Source organism: Ramlibacter cellulosilyticus, assembly GCF_014297465.1.
GTDB classification, from domain to species: Bacteria; Pseudomonadota; Gammaproteobacteria; order Burkholderiales; family Burkholderiaceae_C; genus Ramlibacter; species Ramlibacter cellulosilyticus.
The window spans coordinates 584,995-602,966 of the sequence record NZ_JACORT010000002.1; the positions used below are offsets into that span (position 1 = coordinate 584,995).

Genomic DNA, 17,972 nt, shown 5'->3' on the forward strand with positions numbered 1-17,972 from the left:
ACGCGCGGTGGGCTAGTCGCTCTTGCCCGTGAAGCCCATGCGCTCGCCCGTGCGCCGGTCGTGCTTCAGCGTCTGCATCCGCACGCGCCGGTTGTGCGCCTCGGCGCGGGCCTGCGTGTAGCGCGCCAGCAGCTTCAGCAGCCACGCGGGCAGGCGGCCGCTGCGCCGCGCCACGGCCCGCGCCACCGCCTGCAACGGCTGCCCGAACCGCACGAACACCTCGTCGTCCACGCACACGATCGCCTCCACGGTGCCCGGCTGCCCCTGCCGCGCGGAGCGGCCGAACAGCTGGCGGTCCACGCGCGCGCTTTCGTGGAACTCCGTGAGGATCACGTGCAGGCCGCCTGACGCGAGCACGTCGGCTTCCGGCTTGATGTCGGTGCCGCGACCGGCCATGTTGGTGGCGACCGTGATGCGGCCGCGGCCGCCGGCCTGCGCCACGGCCTCCGCTTCGGCCTGGTCCTGGCGCGCGTTCAGCACGGTGTGCGGCACGCCCTCGTCCTCCAGCAACCTGTCGAGGATCTCCGACGCCTGCACCGAGCGCGTACCCACCAGGACGGCGCGTCCGGCCGCGGCGAGTTCCGCCGCACGCGCCGCCACGGCGGCCCAGCGCGCGTCGTCGGTGGCGTGGCACGCATCGCGCAGGCGCAGACGCCGGCCCGGCTTGTGCGTCGGCACGGGCAGCACCTCCAGGTCGTAGGTGCCTTTCAGTTCCGCGGCGATCTCGCGCGCCGTGCCCGTCATGCCGCCCAGGAGCAGGTAGCGGCGGAAGAAGCGCTGGTACGTCATCTGCGACAGAGTCTTGCGCTGGCCGGTGATCTCCGCGCCTTCCTTGGCCTCGATCATCTGGTGCAGCCCGCGCTCCCACGAGCGGTCCGGCATCACGCGGCCGGTGAACTCGTCGACGATCTGCACCTTGTCCTCGGCGATGATGTAGTGCTGGTCGCGGTGGAAGCAGTGCAGGGCGGACAAGGCCTTGTGGATCAGTTCCCGCCGCCACACGGCGGAGCGCCACACGCCGGGCAGGCCCACCGTCCATTCCGTCATGTCCGCTTCCGCGGCCGCGTTCAGGTACAGCTGCTGCCCGCCCTTGTGCTCGAAGTGCTCGCCCTCGCGCATGCGGCGGGCGAAGGCGATCGCCTGCTGGTACAGCTCGGCGCCCAGCTCGTCGGGCAGCGTCTCGGAGATGATCAGCGGCGTGCGCGCCTCGTCGATCAGCACGCTGTCGGCCTCGTCGATGATGGCGAGGTGCAGGCCGCGCAGCAGCACCGGCAGGCGCGCCGCGCCCGTCGCATACGCGCGCAGCCGGACGTGCGCGTCCAGCGTGCCCTTCGTCGCGATGCGGTCCTTCAGGTAGTCGAACACCAGTTCCTTGTTCGACACGTAGGTGATGTCGCGCGCGTACTGCGCACGGCGGGTGTCCGGCTCCATGTCGCCCTGGATCACGCCGACGCTCAGGCCGAGGAAGTCGAACAGCGCGCGGTTCTCCTCCGCGTCACGCTGCGCGAGGTAGTCGTTGACGGTCACCACGTGCACGGCGGCACCGGTCGCGGCGCCCACCGATGCGGCCAGACCCGCCGTGATCGTCTTGCCCTCCCCCGTGGCCATCTCGCCGACGTAGCCGTGCAGCAGCGTCCAGCCGCCCATCAGCTGGACGTCGTGGTGGCGCTTGCCGAGCGCGCGGCGCGAGGCCTCGCGCGCGCCGGCGAAAGCGCGGGCGAGCAGCACGTCGGTGAAGCCTTCCTTGGCCATGCGCGCGCACTGCGCGCGGAAGTCGGCCCGCAAGGCCGCGTCGTCCAGCGCCTGCACTGCGGCCTCGTGGCGGCCAGCCGCGCGCACCACCGCGTCCCACGGCATGCCGCGGCGCGGCAGCGCGGGCAGCCGCGCCAGCGCGCCGCGCAGCCATGCTTCCGCCGCGAGCTCGCGCACGTCCTTGCGTTCCAGGTAGACGCCGTCGCCCACCGTGATGCCCTTGCCCTTCACCAGGGCGCCCACCATCGCCATACCGCTACACCGTGAACCGGCTGAGGAACAACTGCCGCACCCGCCGCCATCCTTGCACCCCCAGCGGCTCCGGCACGTGGCTGAAGCGCACGTGCACGCGCTCGCCGAAGGCGCTGGGTGCGGTCCCGGGCGGCAGTTGCAGGTCGAAGATGAAGACGCGTTCCAGCGGCTTCGTGCCTTGGGCGTCCTGCGGGTCCGTGGCGATCGGGCCGCCATTGGCCACGGCCAACGCGGGCGTCGGCAACTCCTGGACGCCGGCCGCGGCCTCGCGCAGGATCGCGCTGGCATGCACCTGTTCCACCGATTCGGACAGGCGCAGCTGCGCGGCCCGGAAGCGCTTGCGCACGAGGTCGATGTCGGCCTGCTGCACGGCCACGCGCGCGACCAGCTCGCGCGGCTCCAGCACGTGTCCGAGCAGCTCGCCCTGCTTGTAGAACTGGCCGGGCATGTCCAGCGGCTTGGCGGCGGTGAGCACGCCGTCCGCGCCGGCCACCACGACGAGCCTGGCGTGGCGCTGCTGCGCCCGCGCGAGCTGCACTTCCTCCTGCTGCAGCTGGCGCTTGGCGATCTCCGCCTTGGCCGGCTGCGTGAACTGGTCGGCGTGCAGCCGGGCGCGCGCCTCGTCCACCTTCGCCTGCGCGACTTCCAGTTCGGCGGTGAGCAGCGGGTCTTCCAGCACGATGACGGGCGTGCCGCGCACGACCGGCGTGCCCGGCGGAACCAGCCAGCGCGCGAAGAAGCCGTTCGCGCCCGCGCGCAGCAGCGACTGCTCCGGCAGCCAGACGACGCCGGTGGCCTGCGTGCGCGAAGGCACGGGCACCGCGAACGCAAAGAGCAGCACGCCCGCAACGAGGCCCATGCTGATGCGCAGGGCGCGCTGCCGCCTGCGTTCCAGCGCCGGGTCGTACAGCACGAAGCGCGCCGCCTTCCACAGCGGCACGCACACGAGGCCGAACGCCGTCCACAGCGCGATCAGCACGCCGAAGATGAAGAAGTGCGACGCGATGAACAGCGCGATGCCCAGCGTGATGAACACGCGGTAGCACCACGAGAGCACGGTGTAGGCGAGCAGGAAGCGACGCTCCGCCGGGCTCTCGTGCGGCGGCTCCTGGTCCGGGAGGCCGAACACGTGCCGGTTCCAGAGGTACTGCAGCAGCTTCTGCCCGCGCTGCGCCAGGTTGGGCATCTCCAGCAGGTCGCACAGGATGTAGTACGCGTCGTAGCGCAGCAGCGGGTTGCCGTTCACCACGATGGTCGAGACGCCCGCGACCACCATCACGTTGAAAGCGATGGCGCGCACCAGCCCCGGCTCGACGCTCACCCACACGTACATCGCCAGCGCCGCGACGAAGAGTTCGGCCAGCATGCCCGCGGCACCGACGATCGCGCGCCGCCACTTGGAGCGGAAAGAGGACGAGGACGACGCATCGACGTAAGGCGCCGGCGCGAACACCAGCAGCATCAGCCCCATCTCGTGCACCCGCCCGCCCCAGGCGCGCGCGGCGAACCCGTGCCCCAGCTCGTGCAGCAGCTTGACCACCGGGAACACGGCGGCCATCACCCACAGGTTGCTGGTCGCGAGCACCTGGTCGGCGAGGTTGTGCGTGAGCTCGCCGCCGTGCCGCGCGCCGAGCAGCGCCGCGGGCAGCACCACCGCCAGCCAGAGCAGGGCGCCGAAGGGCGTGAAGATCCAGCGCAGGCGGTCCACCCAGCGCCCGAGGAAGGCATCGGGATTGACCAGCGGCAGCTTCAGGCTGGTGGGCTGCAGCAGCCACTGCTTCCAGGTCTGGTTGCGGCGCTTGCGGTAGCGCAGCAACAGCAGCGAGGCATCGGGCACCACGTCCGGCTGCAGCAGGTCCGCCGCGTGCAGCTGCACGAGCAGCTGCACCACCTCGTCCTGCGTCGGGATGTCGCGGCCGGCGTGCACCGCCTCGCTGGACCGGCACAGGCCGTCCCAGAGTTCCTGCACGGTCTGCCGGCCGTCCATGCGCGTGACGAACTCGTACGCGGTTCCGGAGAGCCGGTGGAACTTGCCGCCGGCCGGGTCGGACACGACGTACCAGACCTGGCCGCGGTACACGTGGCGCTCCACGCGGGCCTGCGCCAGGAGCTGGGGGCGCAGCTCGGCGACGCTGTGCCAGGAGGCGCTGAAAAGCGGTCGGCCCATGCGCGCCTCAGGGCAGCCAGGTCCACAGCTGCAGGCGCAGCCAGTCGGTGAAGCTGCGCGTGAGCACGGTCCAGAGGCGCAGCTCGCGCGTGGCCACCTTGCCCACGCCTTCCATGCCGGGGCGCAGGCGCTCGTCGGCGCGCAGCAGCTTCGCCTCCACGCGGAAGAAGTTGCGGCCGTCCTGCGTGGTCGCCACCGGCGTGACCTTGGTCACCGTGAAGGGCATCGCGTCCTCGGTCAGGCCGGCGATCAGCAGCTCGCCCTCCTGCCGCGCCTGCACGTAGCGGATGTCGCGCTCGTCCACCTGCAGGATCACCCGGTAGCTTTCCAGCGGCGCGATCTCGAACAGCTTCTTGCCCTGTTCCACCGGCGCGCCGATCTGCTGGCTCAGGTCGCCCGAGACGATCACGCCGTCGTAGGGCGCCGTGATGGCGGAGCGGCGCAGCTTCTCGCTCGCGAGCTTCACCTGCGCCTCGGCCTGGTTGAACTGCGCCTGCGCGATCTGCAGCGTGCTGATCTCGCGGCTGGCCAGCGCCTCGCGCACCTTGCGCTCGTACTGGTCGCGCTCGCTGTTCCACTTCTCCAGTTCGGCCTTGAGGTCGCGGTCGTCCAGGCGTGCCAGCAGCTGGCCGCTGCGCACGGTGTCGCCCGCGCGCACCGGCGCCTCGGCGACGAAGCCCTCGAAGGGCGCGGCGGCCACGCGCTGGGTCTCGCCCTCGATCACGGTCTTGGCCGAGACGCGGTAGGTCACGGGCACGAGCGCGAGCACCGCCACCGTGATCGCGATGGCAGCCGTCGCGGCCTTCCACACCAGGTGCCGCGGACCGAAGATCTTCGTCGCGACCTGCCTGCCGGCGTCCGCCCCCTTGGAGAGTGCGCCCTGGTCCGCGCGCCGCTTGTCCTCGATGATGGAAGGCAGCATGGCGGCGAACGCCAGCAGCCAGGCCAGTTCCTCCCCGGTGCAGAGGCGCTCGCCGTGCCACTCCAGCGTCAGCACGCCCACGCAGCGCACGCCCAGCATGAGCGGCACGGAGGCGACGCTCGAAGCTTCGTGTTCCGCCCGCAGCGCATCGTGCCGCGGTGCCGGGGCCACGCCGGGCGCGGGACTCTCCTCCTTGCGCTCCGCGGCCGCGACCAGCGGCGGCACCACGATGGGCGCCGCGTTGTCGTACGCCTCCTCCATCGCCGCGACGTACGCCTGCGCGAGGGCGGAGTTGCGCTCGATCCAGGCCGTGTCCGAGAGCACCTTCAGCTCCACGGCTTCGTGGCGCGCGAGGCCGATGCCCACGCGGGCGCAGCCCAGGCGCCGCGAGATGTCGTTGGCCACCTCGAACAGGATCTCGTGCAGCTTGCCCGGGCGCAGGGCCGTGGCCACCGATTCCATGACCGACAGGATGCGGGCGCTGCGCGTGGTGGCCTGCTCCGTGTCGCGCCGCTGCAAGGCCTCGAGCACCCAGCCCAGGCCCCAGTGCAGGTGGCGCAGCAGCTCGGTGGCCCGTGCCGGGTTGGGCAGCATCTCCAGCACCACGGCGCCCGCGACGCGGTCGCCCATCAGCACCGGATACCCGATGCGGCTCACCGGCACGAAGGGCGCCGGCTTCTCGCCATCCTGGGCCGGCGGCGGCTGCGTGACGTGGTCGATGAGGCCGCGGCGCTCGCCCACGGCGCGCTGCAGCGTGGGCGTCAGGCGGGAGAGGTCGGCATCCGCGGAGGGCCAGACGGCGATGGGCAGGAGGCTGGCGCCGGCATCGCCCTGCACCAGCAAGGCGGCGGCGCGGACCTCGGGGAAGCGGGCGCACACGACTTCGAGCCAGCCGCGGAAATAGGCCTGCGGCGTCCGTGCCGTGACGAAGGCGGTCCAGGGCTCCCCGCTGGCGGGAGACGGCGCAGGTGCCTGGCGGGCACCGGTCTCCCTCGCGGGAGCCCCGGCGGTCGTCGCGCTCATGTGGTCATCCCCCCTGGAACGGGAGAATAGTCGAGCGGGACGCACAGGGGAAGGGGCCGGAAGGAGGGGGCCGGAGCCGGGTTCGCGCCGGCCCGCGCGGAAGTCCTAGGGCTGTTGCGACACCGGCTGCGCCGCGGGCGGCCGTGCCGCGTCGAGGGCGACGGCGGTCGCCACCAGCTTCTCCCTGGCCGCTGCAGTTCGTGGCGCGCCGATCGCGATGCGGGCCGGGTCCAGCCCCAGCCGGACCACGTGCTCCTGCATGGCCCGGGCGCGGGCCTGCGCGAGTTCCTGCAGCTGCGCGTCGGTCACGGCGACCTCGCGCGCGAGGCGCTCCAGCAGTTCGGCGTGGAGGGCCGAGGGCGGCCCCGCATCCCGCTCGCCGAACCGCCGTCCAAGCCGCTCGACGAAACTGCTTTCCAGCACCCGCGTGACCGCCCCGGCCTCCTTGCCCCGGTAGCTGGCGCGGAGCTGCTCGTACGCGGGCTTGCCCGCTTCGCGCGCATACCGGTCCTCCAGCCAGGTCTGCACCTTGTGGTGGTTGATGTCCACGGGGCCCGGCGCCTCGCCGGGCGCGAGCTGCACCCCCGCGACCGCCGCGGCCTCGCGCCGCATCGCCGCGTCCTGCAAGGCCTTGCGGTCCGCATCGGGGTCGTACCCGGGCTCCAGGCGCACGGTCAGGGCGGGCCGCTTCGCCAGCGCGTCGGCGAGCAGCTTCAGCTTCTCCTGCTCGGGCGGCAGCAGGACGCTGCTGCCCGGATCGAAGCCGGCGGACTCGAAGCGCTCCGCATTGCCGCCCAGCAGCGCGCCGAGGGCGCGGAAGGGCGCCGTCACGATCTTCGTGAGGACGTTGACGATCGCCTTCCAGACGATCGCGCCGTAGCTGAACTGCGGATCGTCCAGGCTGCCGGACACCGGCAGGTCGAGGTCGATCACGCCGTTGCTGTCCTCCAGCAGCGCGATGGCGAGGTCCAGCGGCAGCTTCATCGCGCCGGGGCTCTCCACGGGCTCGCCGAGCCTGAGGCGGTTCACCACGAACTTGTTCGTGCCGGCGAGCTGCCGCTGCCGGATCTTGTATTCGAGGTCCACCGAGAGGCGGCCCGAGGTGATGCGCCGGCCCGCGAACTTGCCCGAATACGGCGTCAGGCGCGTCATCTCCAGGTTGCGGAAGGCCAGCGTGACGTCGGTGAACGCGGTCGCGTGGAAAGGCTGCAGGGTGCCGCGGATGCGCGCGGAGCCGTACTCGTCCACCTTGCCATCCAGCTCGAGCTGCGCGACGGCCGACGGGTCGGTGGACAGGCCCGTGACCACCCCGCCCAGTTCCTGCATGCGCGTGCCGAAGCGGGGCGTGAGGGAGAGGTCGGCGAATTCGGCGTTGGCGTCCACGATGCGCAGGCGCTCGACGACGAGGGGGAAGGGCGCGGACGCGCTCGCCGCCGCCGCCGCGGGTTGCACCGGTGCGTCGCGCCGGATGCGCTGCAGGTTGAGGCTCTGGTCCTCGAAGATGATGACCTTGCCGAAAGGCTGCAGCGCCACCAGTTCGCCGACGTGCGCGCGGTCGGGCCCCAGCGAGACCCGCAGCGAGCCGGACGAGAGCTTCCGCCAGCCGAGGAAGGCCTCGCCCGAATCCTCCTCGGTGATCGACAGGTCGTCCAGCGAGAAGCCGCCGGCGTAGGTGAGCGCGGTGCCGGACGCGGCGGGCGCGAAGGACAGCTTGCCGGCCGTGGCGATGGACCCCGTCTGGAGGTCCAGCTTCGCGAAGCGGTTCACGTAGGGCGCGAAGGGCTTGAGCGAGAAGCCCGTCACGCGCAGGTCCAGCTGCCCGGAGGCCTTCGCCGGGACGACGCTGCCTTTCGCCTCGAAGCGGCCGCCCTGCTGCACGGCGAAGCGGGCCTGCACCGGCAGGGGGTGCGCGAAGTCGAGGTCCACGTCGCGCAGCTCGATCGCGCCCTGCTGCAGGTCGAGCGTGACCGGGGTGGCGGGCGTCGCGTCCACGAAGCGCAGCTGCAAGTCCTCGAGACGCACGAGCGCGACCCGCAGGTCCGGTGGTGCCCCTGCGGGACCTTGCTCCACGACACCCTCCTTGCGCAGGATCTCCGTCCAGTTCAGCCGCTCCTGCCTGTCGCGCTCCACGGAGGCACTGGCGCCCGCGAGGTGCACCTCCGCGACGCGCAGCGTGCCCGCGGGCAGCTGCAGTTGCGCTCCCTTGATCGCACCTTGCCGCATCCGCACGACGGGCTCGCCGCCGGAGCGCAGCTGCACCGGCCCCAGCGCGACTTCCAGCGGCGCCACCACCAGCGACGCCGTGCCGTCCAGCGTGCCTTCGACGGCCGCGGAAAGGGCGAGGCCTTCCACCTCCGCCGACAGCGGCGTCGCATAGGTCCGGTCGGTCCAGCGCGCCTTCCAGCCGGCGAGGCGGATGTCGGCGACGGCCAGCTTCCATGGCGCGCCCGGCGCCGGCGCATCCCCGTTGCCCCGCGCATCCGCGGTCCACAGCCCGCGCCAGTCGACCTGCCCGTGCGCGTCCCGCGCGGCGGCCAGCGTGCCGCCATCGAGCTTCAGCGCGCCCACGCGGATCTCGCGGCGCAGCAGGTCGAAGGACGCATCCTCGACGCGCGCTTCGCCCACCTGCAGCAGCGGATCGCCGCCACCGCGCGGCGCGATGGTGAAGCCGCGGACCACGGCGCGCGCGCCGGAGACCTCGAGCGAGGCCACGTCCGCCTTCGCGCTCGTGCGCAGCATCGCGAAGCGGTAGCGCAGGGCCACGTCCAGCGTGCCCGCCGGCTCCGCGTCGAGCGCGCCGGCCAGGGCGCGCGCCACCTTGTCGACACGCGCGCCTTCCAGCGCGAGTTCGCCGTGCGACTGCAGCGGGTTCAGCGCCACGTCGCCCTTCCACCGGAGCGTGCCGCCCTGCTCCGCGAGCTTCGCGGCCAGGAGGTAGCCGCCGCGGTCCTCCGGGAGGGTGGACAGCCCTTCCAGCTCGAGCCCGAGGGGAGCGAATGCCGCCTGGAAGGGCTCGCCGGGACGGTCCGCATCCGTGTAGAGGATGTCGCCCTCGGCCATGCGCAGGTGGTCGACGAGGACGCGTGCCATGGCGTCCGAGGGCGGCCCCATGCGCTCCCGGACCCGGGCGGCGAGCGCGCCCCAGTTCAGGGTGCCACCGCGCCGCACCTCCACGCGCACCTGGGGACGGTCCACCTGCAGTGAGCGGATGCGCCAGGCCCAGCGGGCGAGGCCCGCGGACTCCACGTCCGCGTACAGCTGGGCGAAGCCCGCAAGCAGGCGGCCGTCCGGCTCGGCCAGCACCAGCCCGTGCACGCGCAGTTCCAGGGTGAGCGGGTTGAATTCGACCCGCTCCGCCGCGAGGCGGCTGGCCAGCATCCGTTCGCCGGCCCAGGGCAGCAGCTTGCGGGCGAGCGGGTCGACGAGGAAGAAGCCGGCGAGGAGGTACAGCGCGAACAGGCCCGCTGCGATGCGCAGCAGCCTGCTGCGCAGCATCTTCGACAGGTAGCGTCCCATGGCAGCGCAGGATGCGCGCGGCGGCCGCGGCCGGCCATGGGACTTTCGTGCCGGACGGCGGGTAACGAATTCCTACCGGCGGGGCTAGAGGGCGCCGGTGCGGGAGAGGATGGGGAACAGCTTGCCCAGGCCGCTGGCCATGACTTCCACCGCCAGCGCGGCGAGGATCAAGCCCATCAAGCGCGTCATCACGTTGATGCCGGTGCGGCCGAGCGCACGCGCGATCGGGTGCGCGAGCGAGAAGCACAGCGCCGTCACGAGGCCCACCACCACGCCGTAGCCGACCAGCGTGCCCAGTTCCCACCAGCTCCTGGCGCGGTCGGCGTAGATCACCACCGCGGACATCGTCGCGGGCCCGGTCAGCAGCGGGATCGTGAGCGGCACGACCGCGATGCTCGCGCCCATCGCGGCCTTCTCCGCGCCTTCGCTCACGTCCGTGCTCGCGGGCTTCACTTCGGCCGGCTTCGCGTTGAGCATGTTGAGCGCGCTGGTGAGCAGCAGCATGCCGCCGCCCACCTGGAAGCTCGCGAGCGAAATGCCGAAGAACTCCAGGATGGCGACGCCGAACAAGGCGCTGGCCGCGATCACGAGGAAGGCCGTGAACGAGGAGACCCACACCGTGCGCGCCCGCGCCTCGGGCGAGAGGCCCTCGGTGTAGTGGATGAAGAAGGGGACGATCGCCAGCGGGTTGACGATGGCCAGCAGCGTGACGAGCGGCTTGAACTCCATCAGCCGACGGCCGGGTGGCGCCGCCCGAACATCCCGTAGCCCTCCATCTCCAGCACCTTGTCGCCGTCCTGGTTGAACAGCTCCCAGCGCGAACGCACGAGGCCGGTGTCGGGCCGCGACTTGAGCGGACGCGACTCGAGGATGGTGTGCCGCAGGCTCAGCTGGTCGTTCGGGTACACGGGCTTGAGCCACTTCAGGCTCTCCAGCCCCGGCGACCCCTTGCTGGCGGAGTGCCGCAGCATGTTGTCCACGGTGAGGCGCATCGCGAGGCAGGCCGTCTGCCAGCCGCTGGCCGCCAGCGCGCCGAACATCGACTGCCGCCCCGCCTCCTCGTCGAGGTGGAAGGGCTGCGGGTCGTACTTCGCGGCGAACTCCTTGATCTCTTCGGCCGTCACCGAGGTGGTGCCGAGGTCCCGGACGGTGCCGGGCTGCAGGTCTTCCCAGTAGAGCGTGATCGCCATCAGCGGCCTCCGGAGACTTCGACGAGGGACATGGTGGTGTAGCTCGCTTCCGGCGAGAGCAGCCAGAGGATCGCATGCGCCACTTCTTCCGCGGTGCCGCCGCGCTGCATGGGGACCTGGTGCGACAGCTCGCGCACGCGGTCGGGAAGTCCGCCGGACGCGTGGATCTCGGTCTCGATGAGCCCGGGCCGCACGGCGTTCACGCGGATGCCGTCGGCCGCGACCTCCTTGGCGAGGCCGATGGTGAACGCGTCGATCGCGCCCTTGGCGGCGGCGTAGTCGACGTACTGGCCAGGCGCGCCCAGCCGCGCTGCCGCGCTGGAGAGGTTGACGATGGCGCCACCGCGCCCGCCGTGTCTCTTGCCCATGCGCTTCACCGCCTCGCGCGCGCACAGGACGCTGCCGATCACGTTGATGCCGAACATGCGCTCCAGGCGCGCGACGCTCATGTCCTCGACGCGCGCGGGGCGGTCCACGACGCCGGCGTTGTTGACGAGGGCGGTGAGCCGCCCGAGCTGGGCGTCCACCTGCGCGAACATCTCCAGCACCTGCGACTCGTCCGCGACGTCGGCGCGCACGGCGATCGCCTGCCCGCCCGCGTCGCGGATCGTGCGCACCACCTCGTTCGCGGCCGCTTCGTTGCTCGCGTAATTCACGGCGACGGCATAGCCTTTGCGCGCCGCCAGGACGGCCGTGGCGGCACCGATGCCGCGGCTGCCGCCGGTCACCAACAGGACTTCGCTCACGCTTCTCCTCCACTGCCGCGTTGCGGCGGTCGTGCCGCCATTAGATCAAAAGCAATGGATTGACGCCGCCCGTGCCATCGGGGAAGCTCGGCGCCTCGCATTGCACAGGAGACCGACATGGGTCAGAACACAGAACTCAAAGCAGCCGATGGCCAGATGATCCCCGCGTACGTCGCCCAGCCCCAGGGCCAGCCCAAGGGGGGCATCGTCGTGATCCAGGAGATCTTCGGCGTCAACTCGCACATCCGTTCGGTGGCGGACGGCTATGCCGCCGCCGGGTACCTCGCGGTCGCACCGGCCATCTTCCACCGCGTGCGGCCCGGCGTGGACCTGGGCTACCAGCCCGACGACATGACCGAAGGCATGTCGCTGAAGGCCGCCACCGAGGCGCTGCCCTCGCCCGGCATCATGCAGGACCTGCAGGCCGCGATCGACCACGCCGCGCAGGCGGGCAAGGTGGGCATCGTCGGCTACTGCTACGGCGGCCTGCTCGCCTGGCGCGCCGCCGCCACGCTGCGGGGCCTGAGCGCCGCCGTGCCTTACTACGGCGGCGGCAGCACCACGCCCGACGAGATCGCGCGCAAGCCCAAGGTGCCGGTGCTCGCGCACTTCGGCGACAAGGACAAGCACATTTCCGTGGAGAGCGTGGAAGCGTTCAAGCGCGCGCACCCGGAAGTCGAAGTCCACCTGTACCACGCGGACCACGGCTTCAACTGCGACCAGCGCGGCTCGTACAACGAGGCGGCGGCGAAGCTCGCGCGCGAGCGCACGCTGGCCTTCTTCGGCAAGCACGTCGGCTGATGCGCGGCTGGCTCGCCGCCGCCGGCGTCCTGCTCGCAACGGGTGCGGCGGCAGCCGACTACGCCGGCCCCATCTTCGATGCGCACCTCCACTACAACGTGGAGGCGTACGACGGGCCGCATCCGCTGGCCGACGCGCTCGCGCGCATGCAGCGCAGCGGCGTGCGCGCGGTGATCGCCAACTCGCGGCCGAACGAAGGCACGAAGCGGCTCGCGCAGGCTCCGCAGACGCGCCGGGCCGGCGTGACGGTCGTGCCCTTCGTGCGCCTGTACCGCAACCGCGCGGACTACGACAACTGGTTCCGCGACGAGACCATCCACGCGATGGTGCAGGAGGAGCTGGCCCGCGGCACGGCGGCCGGCCCTTATCGCGGCCTCGGCGAGTTCCACCTGTACGACGCGCAGAACGCCAACGGCCCGGTCGCGCGCAAGCTGATGGCGCTCGCCGAGGAGAAGGGGCTCGCGGTGCTGGCGCACGTCGACGACACCGCCGTCGACCTGCTGATGGCCCACACGCCGTCGAAAGGCGCGAAGGTCGGCCTGATCTGGGCGCACACCGGCATCGGCGGCGCGCCCGTCGCGCGCGTGGAGCAGCTCCTCGTGCGCTATCCGCGCCTCATGGGAGAGCTGTCGTACCGCCCCGGCCTCACGTGCGACGGCGGGAGCCTGTGTCCCGAATGGCGCGCGCTGGTGCTCAAGTACCCGGACCGCTTCCTGCTCGGCTCCGACACCTGGATCAACCAGCGCTGGGAAAGCTACGACGCCACCATGCGCGGCTACCGCACCTGGCTGGGCGACCTGCCGCCCGACGTCGCGCGGCGCATCGCGTGGGACAACGGAGCCAACCTGTTCGGACTGACGAAACCATGATGCAACTGCATTACTACCCCAGCACCGCCTCCATGATCCCGCACATCGTGCTGGAGGAACTGGGCGTTCCCTACGAGCGCGTGTTCGTCGACCGCACGCGCGACGCGCACAAGGCGCCGGACTACCTGAAGCTGAACCCGAACGGGCTCATGCCGGTGCTCGTGGACGGCGACCTGGTGCTCTACGAGACCGCCGCCATCGTGCTGCACCTGTGCGACACGCATCCGCAAGCGAAGCTCGCGCCGCCCGTGGGCACCGCGGAGCGCGCGCACTTCTACAAGTGGCTGATGTGGTGCAGCAATACGCTGCAGACCACGCTGCAGGCGTACTTCTATCCGGACCGCTGGGTGCGCGAAGGCAATGCGGAAGGCGCCGCGGAAGTGAAGCAGCGCATGCAGGGCAAGGTCGACGGCCTGCTCGACCAGCTCGAAGGCCTGCTGCAGTCGCACGGCGGACCGTGGATCCTCGGCAAGGACTACACGGCCCTGGACGCCTACGTCTTCACGCTGTGCCGCTGGACGCGCAACTTCCAGGGCCGCAAGGCGCGCGACCTGCCCGCGCTCGGACCCTACCTCCAGCGCGTGGCGCAGCGCCCGGCGGTGCAGCGGGTGTTCGCGGCCGAGGAGCTCTCAGCGCCCTTCTTCTAGCAGGCGCTGCAGCTCCAGCGCATTGCCGGCCGCCGCACCCGAGGCGGTGTTGTCGAAGATGCACCAGCAGTCCGCGCCCTCGGCCCGTGCGAGCTGCAGGCGCTGCGCCAGCGCCTGCAGCACCGGCGTCTCGTAGGAGGAGTAGTAGACGCGAGGCGTGCCGTGCAGGCGCAGGTAGACGAGGCCGGGCCACCCGCCCGGCGCACGGCCGGGATCGTGCCGCACGGGGTCCGCCAGCACGCGGGCGACCTGCAGCTCGCGCATCAGCGCATCGGCCTCCGGCTCGAACCACGTCGCGTGGCGCGGCTCCATCGCGAGCGAGCCCGGGAAGCGGGAACGCAGCAGCTCCAGGAAGGCCCGGGCGACCGCCGCATCGAAGGCGAAGCTGGGAGGCAGTTGCACGAGCAGGCACGCGAGCCTGGTGCCCAGCCCGCCAGCCTGTTCCAGGAACGCATCGAGCAGCCCTTCGCAATCCACCAGCCGCTTCTCGTGCGTGATCGTCTTCGGCAGCTTGGCGCAGAAGCGGAAGTCTTCCGGCACGCTCGCCGCCCACTTCTCGTACAGGCTGCGCTTGTGGGGACGGTGGAACGAGGAATTGATCTCCGCGACGGGGAAGCGCGTTGCATAGCGCGCGAGGTGGCTCGCGCCTTCACCGAACGCCTCCTGCACGTCGCGCGGCAGGCTCCAGCCGGCACAGCCGATGCGAATCACGGCTTGTCCCGCGTGCCGTTGCGCTTGTGCCGGGTCTGCTCCCGCAGTGCGTCCTCGATCTGCTTCGCGAGCGTCTCCGGCCGCGTGGCCTGCTCCAGGACGGCGATCTCCGGATCGTCTTCCTCGTACAGGCCCATCTTCTTGGCCATGCGGTCCAGCAGTTGCAGCATCTTGGTGTTCTCCTGCTCGGCGAGCAGGTTGATCTGCAGGTCCAGCTGGTTGCGGCGCTCCGACACGCGCATCTCGTAGTTCTGCGCGATCAGGATGAAGGACGACAGGAAGATCGCCTCCAGCGACACGCACAGGGTGAGGAAGGTGAAGGGGTAGGGGTCGAAGTGCGGCAGGTGCGGCAGCACGTTCCAGAGGAGCCACGCGCCGAAGATCACCGCGTGGATCCAGACGAAGGTGATGCTGCCGCAGAACTTCGCGACGAACTCCGCGATGCGGTCGGCCACCGTGCGGTGCGCCACGGCCAGGTCTTCCAGCCTGCGCATGGCGCGGACGTTCTCGCGCGTGACGTCGGCGACGCTGCGGGGCCGGCGGTAGCTGGAGTGCTCGTGGTTGCCGCCCGCGCCCACGTCAGCGCTCCGTCCTCGCGAGGTAGCGCTTGCGCCAGAACACGATGCCCAGCAGCACCGCGATCAGCCCCATGGCCGCCAGCGTCCACCAGAAGCCCGCCGCCTGGTGCGTGAGCGGCAGCAGCTCGAAGTTCATGCCGAAGATGCCCGCGATCAGGTTCAGCGGCAGGAAGATGGCCGTGAGCGCCGTGAGCGTGCGCATGATGTCGTTCGTGCGGTTGCCGACGGCGGAGAAGTGGATCTGCACCGCGGTCTCCGCGCCTTGCTCCATGCGGTGCACGTGGTGGGTCACGCGCTGGATGTGCTCGACGACGTCGCGTGCGCGCGCGAGCAGCGAGTCGAGCTCCGCCTGCGACATCCACGGCGGCGGCTGCTCGCGCTGCGTGTCCAGCCACTCCTGCATCGCGTCGTTCTGTTCCTCGCAGAGGTCCTGCAGGCCGTGCAGCGCATTGCGCGCGGTCATCAGCGCACCCCAGTCCGCCTCCACGCCGTGCTGCTTGGGAGCGAGCAGGTCCTGCTGCCAGCGGTCGATCTCGCCGCTCAGCACCTTGCGCAGGTCCAGGAAGTTGTCGACCATGACGTTGAGCATGCGCAGCATCAGGTCGGGCGCGCTCGCGGGCAGCCGGTTGCGCGCCGCCGCGCTCAGGCCCTCGGTCTGCAGCGCGTCCTTCAGGTAGCGCTCGATGAACGTGCGGGCCGCGAAGCAGCCTTCCGGGTGCACGGTGATCAGCAGCCGGTCGAACACGACGAAGCCCACCGCGCGCGTGCGGATGCGGTGGAACGCGGCGAGCGGCGCGTCCTTCGGCGGCCCGCTTCCCCCGAGCTCCGCGTTCACCTCGGCGTCCGTGGCCAGCCTGCGGAAGATGACCAGGTCGTAGACCGAGGTGTAGTCGTAGTGCGAAGGGTGGCCGCGGTTGCCGAGGTCCTTGATGTGCAGGTCGAGCAGCGGCGACCCGCCCAGGTGCGTGGCCGCGCGCTGCAGCACCGGCAGGTCCTGCTCCAGGTGCTCGCGTTCGAGGTAGATCCAGACGAAGCCGCCGTCCGGCGCGCGCTGGGGCAGGTGGTCCAGGAAACGCAGCGTGCCGGCGCCGAACTCGACGATCTGCACGCGATCAGGCTTTCAGGGCGCGCGCCGCATCCAGCGCGAAGTACGTGAGCACGCCGTCCGCGCCGGCGCGCTTGAACGCGAGCAGGCTTTCCATCATCACCAGGTCGTGGTCCAGCCAGCCGTTCTGCGCGGCGGCCTTGAGCATCGCGTACTCGCCCGACACCTGGTAGGCGAAGGTGGGGACGCGGAACTCGTCCTTCACGCGGCGCACGATGTCCAGGTAAGGCATGCCGGGCTTGACCATCACCATGTCGGCGCCTTCGGCGAGGTCCATCGCCACTTCGCGCAGGGCCTCGTCGGTGTTGCCGGGGTCCATCTGGTAGACCTTCTTGTTGCTCTTGCCCAGGTTGGCCGCGGAGCCCACGGCGTCGCGGAACGGGCCGTAGAAGGCGCTCGCGTACTTGGCGCTGTACGCCATGATGCGCGTGTGGATGTGGCTGTTGGATTCCAGCGCACCGCGTATCGCGCCGATGCGGCCGTCCATCATGTCGGAAGGGGCGACGATGTCGACGCCGGCCTGCGCCTGCGTGAGCGCCTGCTTCACCAGCACTTCCACCGTCTCGTCGTTCAGGATGTAGCCGGTCTCGTCGAGCAGGCCGTCCTGGCCGTGGCTGGTGAACGGGTCGAGGGCCACGTCCGTCATCACGCCGAGCTCGGGGAACTCCTTCTTCAGCGCCTGCACGACACGGGGCACGAGGCCCTCGGGATTCCAGGCCTCGCGGCCGTCGGGCGTCTTCAGCTTCGCGTCGATGACCGGGAAGAGCGCCAGGGCGGGGACGCCCAGCTTCATGCACTGCTCGGCGACGGGCAGCAGCAGGTCCAGGCTCACGCGCTCCACGCCCGGCATCGACGCGACCGCCTGCCGCTGCTTCTGGCCGTCGAGCACGAACACCGGGTAGATCAAGTCGTTCGCGGAAAGCGCGTGCTCGCGTACGAGGTTGCGCGTGAACGCGTCACGCCGCAGGCGCCGCGGCCGGCCGTGCGGGTAAGGTGCGTAGAAAGTCATAAGGAAAATTGTGCACGATGCCGTCCCCGCGCCCCAGTCAGAGAACTTAAGACTTTAGGCTTGAAAGCACAGGCACCCGCTGTTAAATTACGCGTGGGCGGCTTGCCGCCCCCCGCTTTTCCTCCCTGAGCGGGCGCCTTGATGTGTGACAGCAAAAAGGCTTCCAACCCCGGTTCCCATGGAACCGGGGTTTTTTTCTGCCTGCTGCATCGCAGCGCAGCGCGCCCCGCGGCGGCGAGCCGGTCCGTACACTCCGCGCATGCTCTGGGTGAAGGCCTTCCATATCGTGTTCGTGGCGAGCTGGTTCGCGGGACTGTTCTACCTGCCGCGCATCTTCGTCAACCTGGCGATGGTGCCGCCCGGCTCCTCGGCCGAGCGCGAGCGCCTGCTGCTCATGGCGCGCAAGCTCCTGCGCTTCACGACGCTGCTCGCCGTGCCGGCGGTCGCGCTCGGGCTGTGGCTGTTCCTCGGCTATGGCATCGGCCGCGGCGCCGGCTGGATGCACGCGAAGCTGGCGGTCGTGGTGCTCACCATCGGCTACCACCATGCGTGCGCGGTGCTGTTGCGCAAGCTGGCCCATGGCAGCAGCACGCGCAGCCACCAGTGGTTCCGCTTCTTCAACGAGCTGCCCGTGCTGTTCCTCGTGGCGGCCGTGGTGCTGGTCACGGTGAAACCCTTCTGAGC

General features: G+C 71.0%; 15 protein-coding genes. 4 read left to right on the top strand and 11 right to left on the bottom strand.

Annotated features, from left to right (window positions below; all coding sequences use genetic code 11):
• Window positions 1-12: 12 nt before the first annotated feature.
• The 7 genes from H8N03_RS08495 to H8N03_RS08525 form a co-directional block, all read right to left on the bottom strand.
• Window positions 13-2,004, bottom strand: a complete 1,992-nt coding sequence (locus tag H8N03_RS08495; RefSeq protein WP_187075717.1) for a preprotein translocase subunit SecA — start codon at window positions 2,002-2,004, stop codon at window positions 13-15.
• Window positions 2,005-2,008: 4 nt separating this feature from the next.
• Window positions 2,009-4,171, bottom strand: a complete 2,163-nt coding sequence (locus H8N03_RS08500; protein WP_187075718.1) for a PqqD family peptide modification chaperone — start codon at window positions 4,169-4,171, stop codon at window positions 2,009-2,011.
• Between the two features lie 7 nt (window positions 4,172-4,178).
• Entirely contained in the window at window positions 4,179-6,116 is a 1,938-nt protein-coding gene (locus H8N03_RS08505) for a GAF domain-containing protein (RefSeq protein WP_187075719.1), read from the bottom strand.
• A 105-nt stretch (window positions 6,117-6,221) separates the two neighbouring features.
• Window positions 6,222-9,632, bottom strand: a complete 3,411-nt coding sequence (locus H8N03_RS08510; protein ID WP_187075720.1) for a DUF748 domain-containing protein — start codon at window positions 9,630-9,632, stop codon at window positions 6,222-6,224.
• A gap of 84 nt (window positions 9,633-9,716) precedes the next feature.
• On the bottom strand, window positions 9,717-10,361 hold the full coding sequence (locus H8N03_RS08515) for a MarC family protein (protein WP_187075721.1): 645 nt from the start codon (window positions 10,359-10,361) through the stop codon (window positions 9,717-9,719).
• Window positions 10,361-10,822, bottom strand: coding sequence for a MaoC family dehydratase (locus H8N03_RS08520; protein ID WP_187075722.1), 462 nt, complete (start codon window positions 10,820-10,822; stop codon window positions 10,361-10,363). The genes H8N03_RS08515 and H8N03_RS08520 overlap by 1 nt, the downstream gene beginning before the upstream one ends.
• A complete protein-coding gene (locus H8N03_RS08525; protein WP_187075723.1) occupies window positions 10,822-11,568 on the bottom strand; it encodes an SDR family oxidoreductase in 747 nt (248 codons plus the stop codon). Before H8N03_RS08525 ends, H8N03_RS08520 begins: the two co-directional genes overlap by 1 nt.
• 117 nt (window positions 11,569-11,685) lie before the next feature.
• On the opposite strand from H8N03_RS08525, the gene H8N03_RS08530 reads away from it, so the two are divergent.
• The 3 genes from H8N03_RS08530 to H8N03_RS08540 are packed head-to-tail and all read left to right on the top strand — an operon-like array spanning window position 11,686 to window position 13,885.
• Window positions 11,686-12,369 (top strand): dienelactone hydrolase family protein, encoded by a 684-nt coding sequence (locus H8N03_RS08530; RefSeq protein WP_187075724.1) that lies wholly within the window; start codon window positions 11,686-11,688, stop codon window positions 12,367-12,369.
• Window positions 12,369-13,238: an amidohydrolase family protein gene (locus H8N03_RS08535; protein WP_187075725.1), complete on the top strand. Its 870-nt coding sequence runs from the start codon at window positions 12,369-12,371 to the stop codon at window positions 13,236-13,238. Before H8N03_RS08530 ends, H8N03_RS08535 begins: the two co-directional genes overlap by 1 nt.
• A complete protein-coding gene (locus H8N03_RS08540) occupies window positions 13,235-13,885 on the top strand; it encodes a glutathione S-transferase family protein (RefSeq protein ID WP_187075726.1) in 651 nt (216 codons plus the stop codon). The genes H8N03_RS08535 and H8N03_RS08540 overlap by 4 nt, the downstream gene beginning before the upstream one ends.
• Here the strand turns inward: H8N03_RS08540 and H8N03_RS08545 are convergent.
• From H8N03_RS08545 to hemB, 4 genes are read right to left on the bottom strand one after another with little or no spacing between them, the layout of a single operon-like run.
• Window positions 13,868-14,596 (bottom strand): DUF72 domain-containing protein, encoded by a 729-nt coding sequence (locus H8N03_RS08545; RefSeq protein ID WP_187075727.1) that lies wholly within the window; start codon window positions 14,594-14,596, stop codon window positions 13,868-13,870. The genes H8N03_RS08540 and H8N03_RS08545 overlap by 18 nt on opposite strands.
• Window positions 14,593-15,174: a DUF1003 domain-containing protein gene (locus H8N03_RS08550; RefSeq protein WP_354005093.1), complete on the bottom strand. Its 582-nt coding sequence runs from the start codon at window positions 15,172-15,174 to the stop codon at window positions 14,593-14,595. The genes H8N03_RS08545 and H8N03_RS08550 overlap by 4 nt, the downstream gene beginning before the upstream one ends.
• 1 nt (window position 15,175) lies before the next feature.
• Window positions 15,176-16,282 (bottom strand): magnesium transporter CorA family protein, encoded by a 1,107-nt coding sequence (locus H8N03_RS08555; protein ID WP_187075728.1) that lies wholly within the window; start codon window positions 16,280-16,282, stop codon window positions 15,176-15,178.
• A 4-nt stretch (window positions 16,283-16,286) separates the two neighbouring features.
• Window positions 16,287-17,288: a porphobilinogen synthase gene (hemB, locus tag H8N03_RS08560; protein ID WP_187075729.1), complete on the bottom strand. Its 1,002-nt coding sequence runs from the start codon at window positions 17,286-17,288 to the stop codon at window positions 16,287-16,289.
• A gap of 259 nt (window positions 17,289-17,547) precedes the next feature.
• Between hemB and H8N03_RS08565 the strand changes: the two genes are divergently transcribed.
• Window positions 17,548-17,970 carry a CopD family protein gene (locus H8N03_RS08565; RefSeq protein WP_187075730.1) on the top strand — a complete coding sequence of 141 codons (423 nt, stop codon included), beginning with the start codon at window positions 17,548-17,550 and terminating at the stop codon, window positions 17,968-17,970.
• Window positions 17,971-17,972 lie beyond the last annotated feature (2 nt).

Bases quoted from the DNA above. Each gene is read 5' to 3' on its own strand.
- H8N03_RS08565 (WP_187075730.1), top strand. From the start codon at position 17,548: ATGCTCTGGGTGAAGGCCTTCCATATCGTGTTCGTGGCGAGCTGGTTC.
- H8N03_RS08500 (WP_187075718.1), bottom strand. From the start codon at position 4,171: ATGGGCCGACCGCTTTTCAGCGCCTCCTGGCACAGCGTCGCCGAGCTG.
- H8N03_RS08495 (WP_187075717.1), bottom strand. From the start codon at position 2,004: ATGGCGATGGTGGGCGCCCTGGTGAAGGGCAAGGGCATCACGGTGGGC.
- H8N03_RS08540 (WP_187075726.1), top strand. From the start codon at position 13,235: ATGATGCAACTGCATTACTACCCCAGCACCGCCTCCATGATCCCGCAC.
- H8N03_RS08530 (WP_187075724.1), top strand. From the start codon at position 11,686: ATGGGTCAGAACACAGAACTCAAAGCAGCCGATGGCCAGATGATCCCC.
- H8N03_RS08515 (WP_187075721.1), bottom strand. From the start codon at position 10,361: ATGGAGTTCAAGCCGCTCGTCACGCTGCTGGCCATCGTCAACCCGCTG.
- H8N03_RS08510 (WP_187075720.1), bottom strand. From the start codon at position 9,632: ATGGGACGCTACCTGTCGAAGATGCTGCGCAGCAGGCTGCTGCGCATC.
- H8N03_RS08505 (WP_187075719.1), bottom strand. From the start codon at position 6,116: ATGAGCGCGACGACCGCCGGGGCTCCCGCGAGGGAGACCGGTGCCCGC.
- H8N03_RS08535 (WP_187075725.1), top strand. From the start codon at position 12,369: ATGCGCGGCTGGCTCGCCGCCGCCGGCGTCCTGCTCGCAACGGGTGCG.
- H8N03_RS08520 (WP_187075722.1), bottom strand. From the start codon at position 10,822: ATGGCGATCACGCTCTACTGGGAAGACCTGCAGCCCGGCACCGTCCGG.
- hemB (WP_187075729.1), bottom strand. From the start codon at position 17,288: ATGACTTTCTACGCACCTTACCCGCACGGCCGGCCGCGGCGCCTGCGG.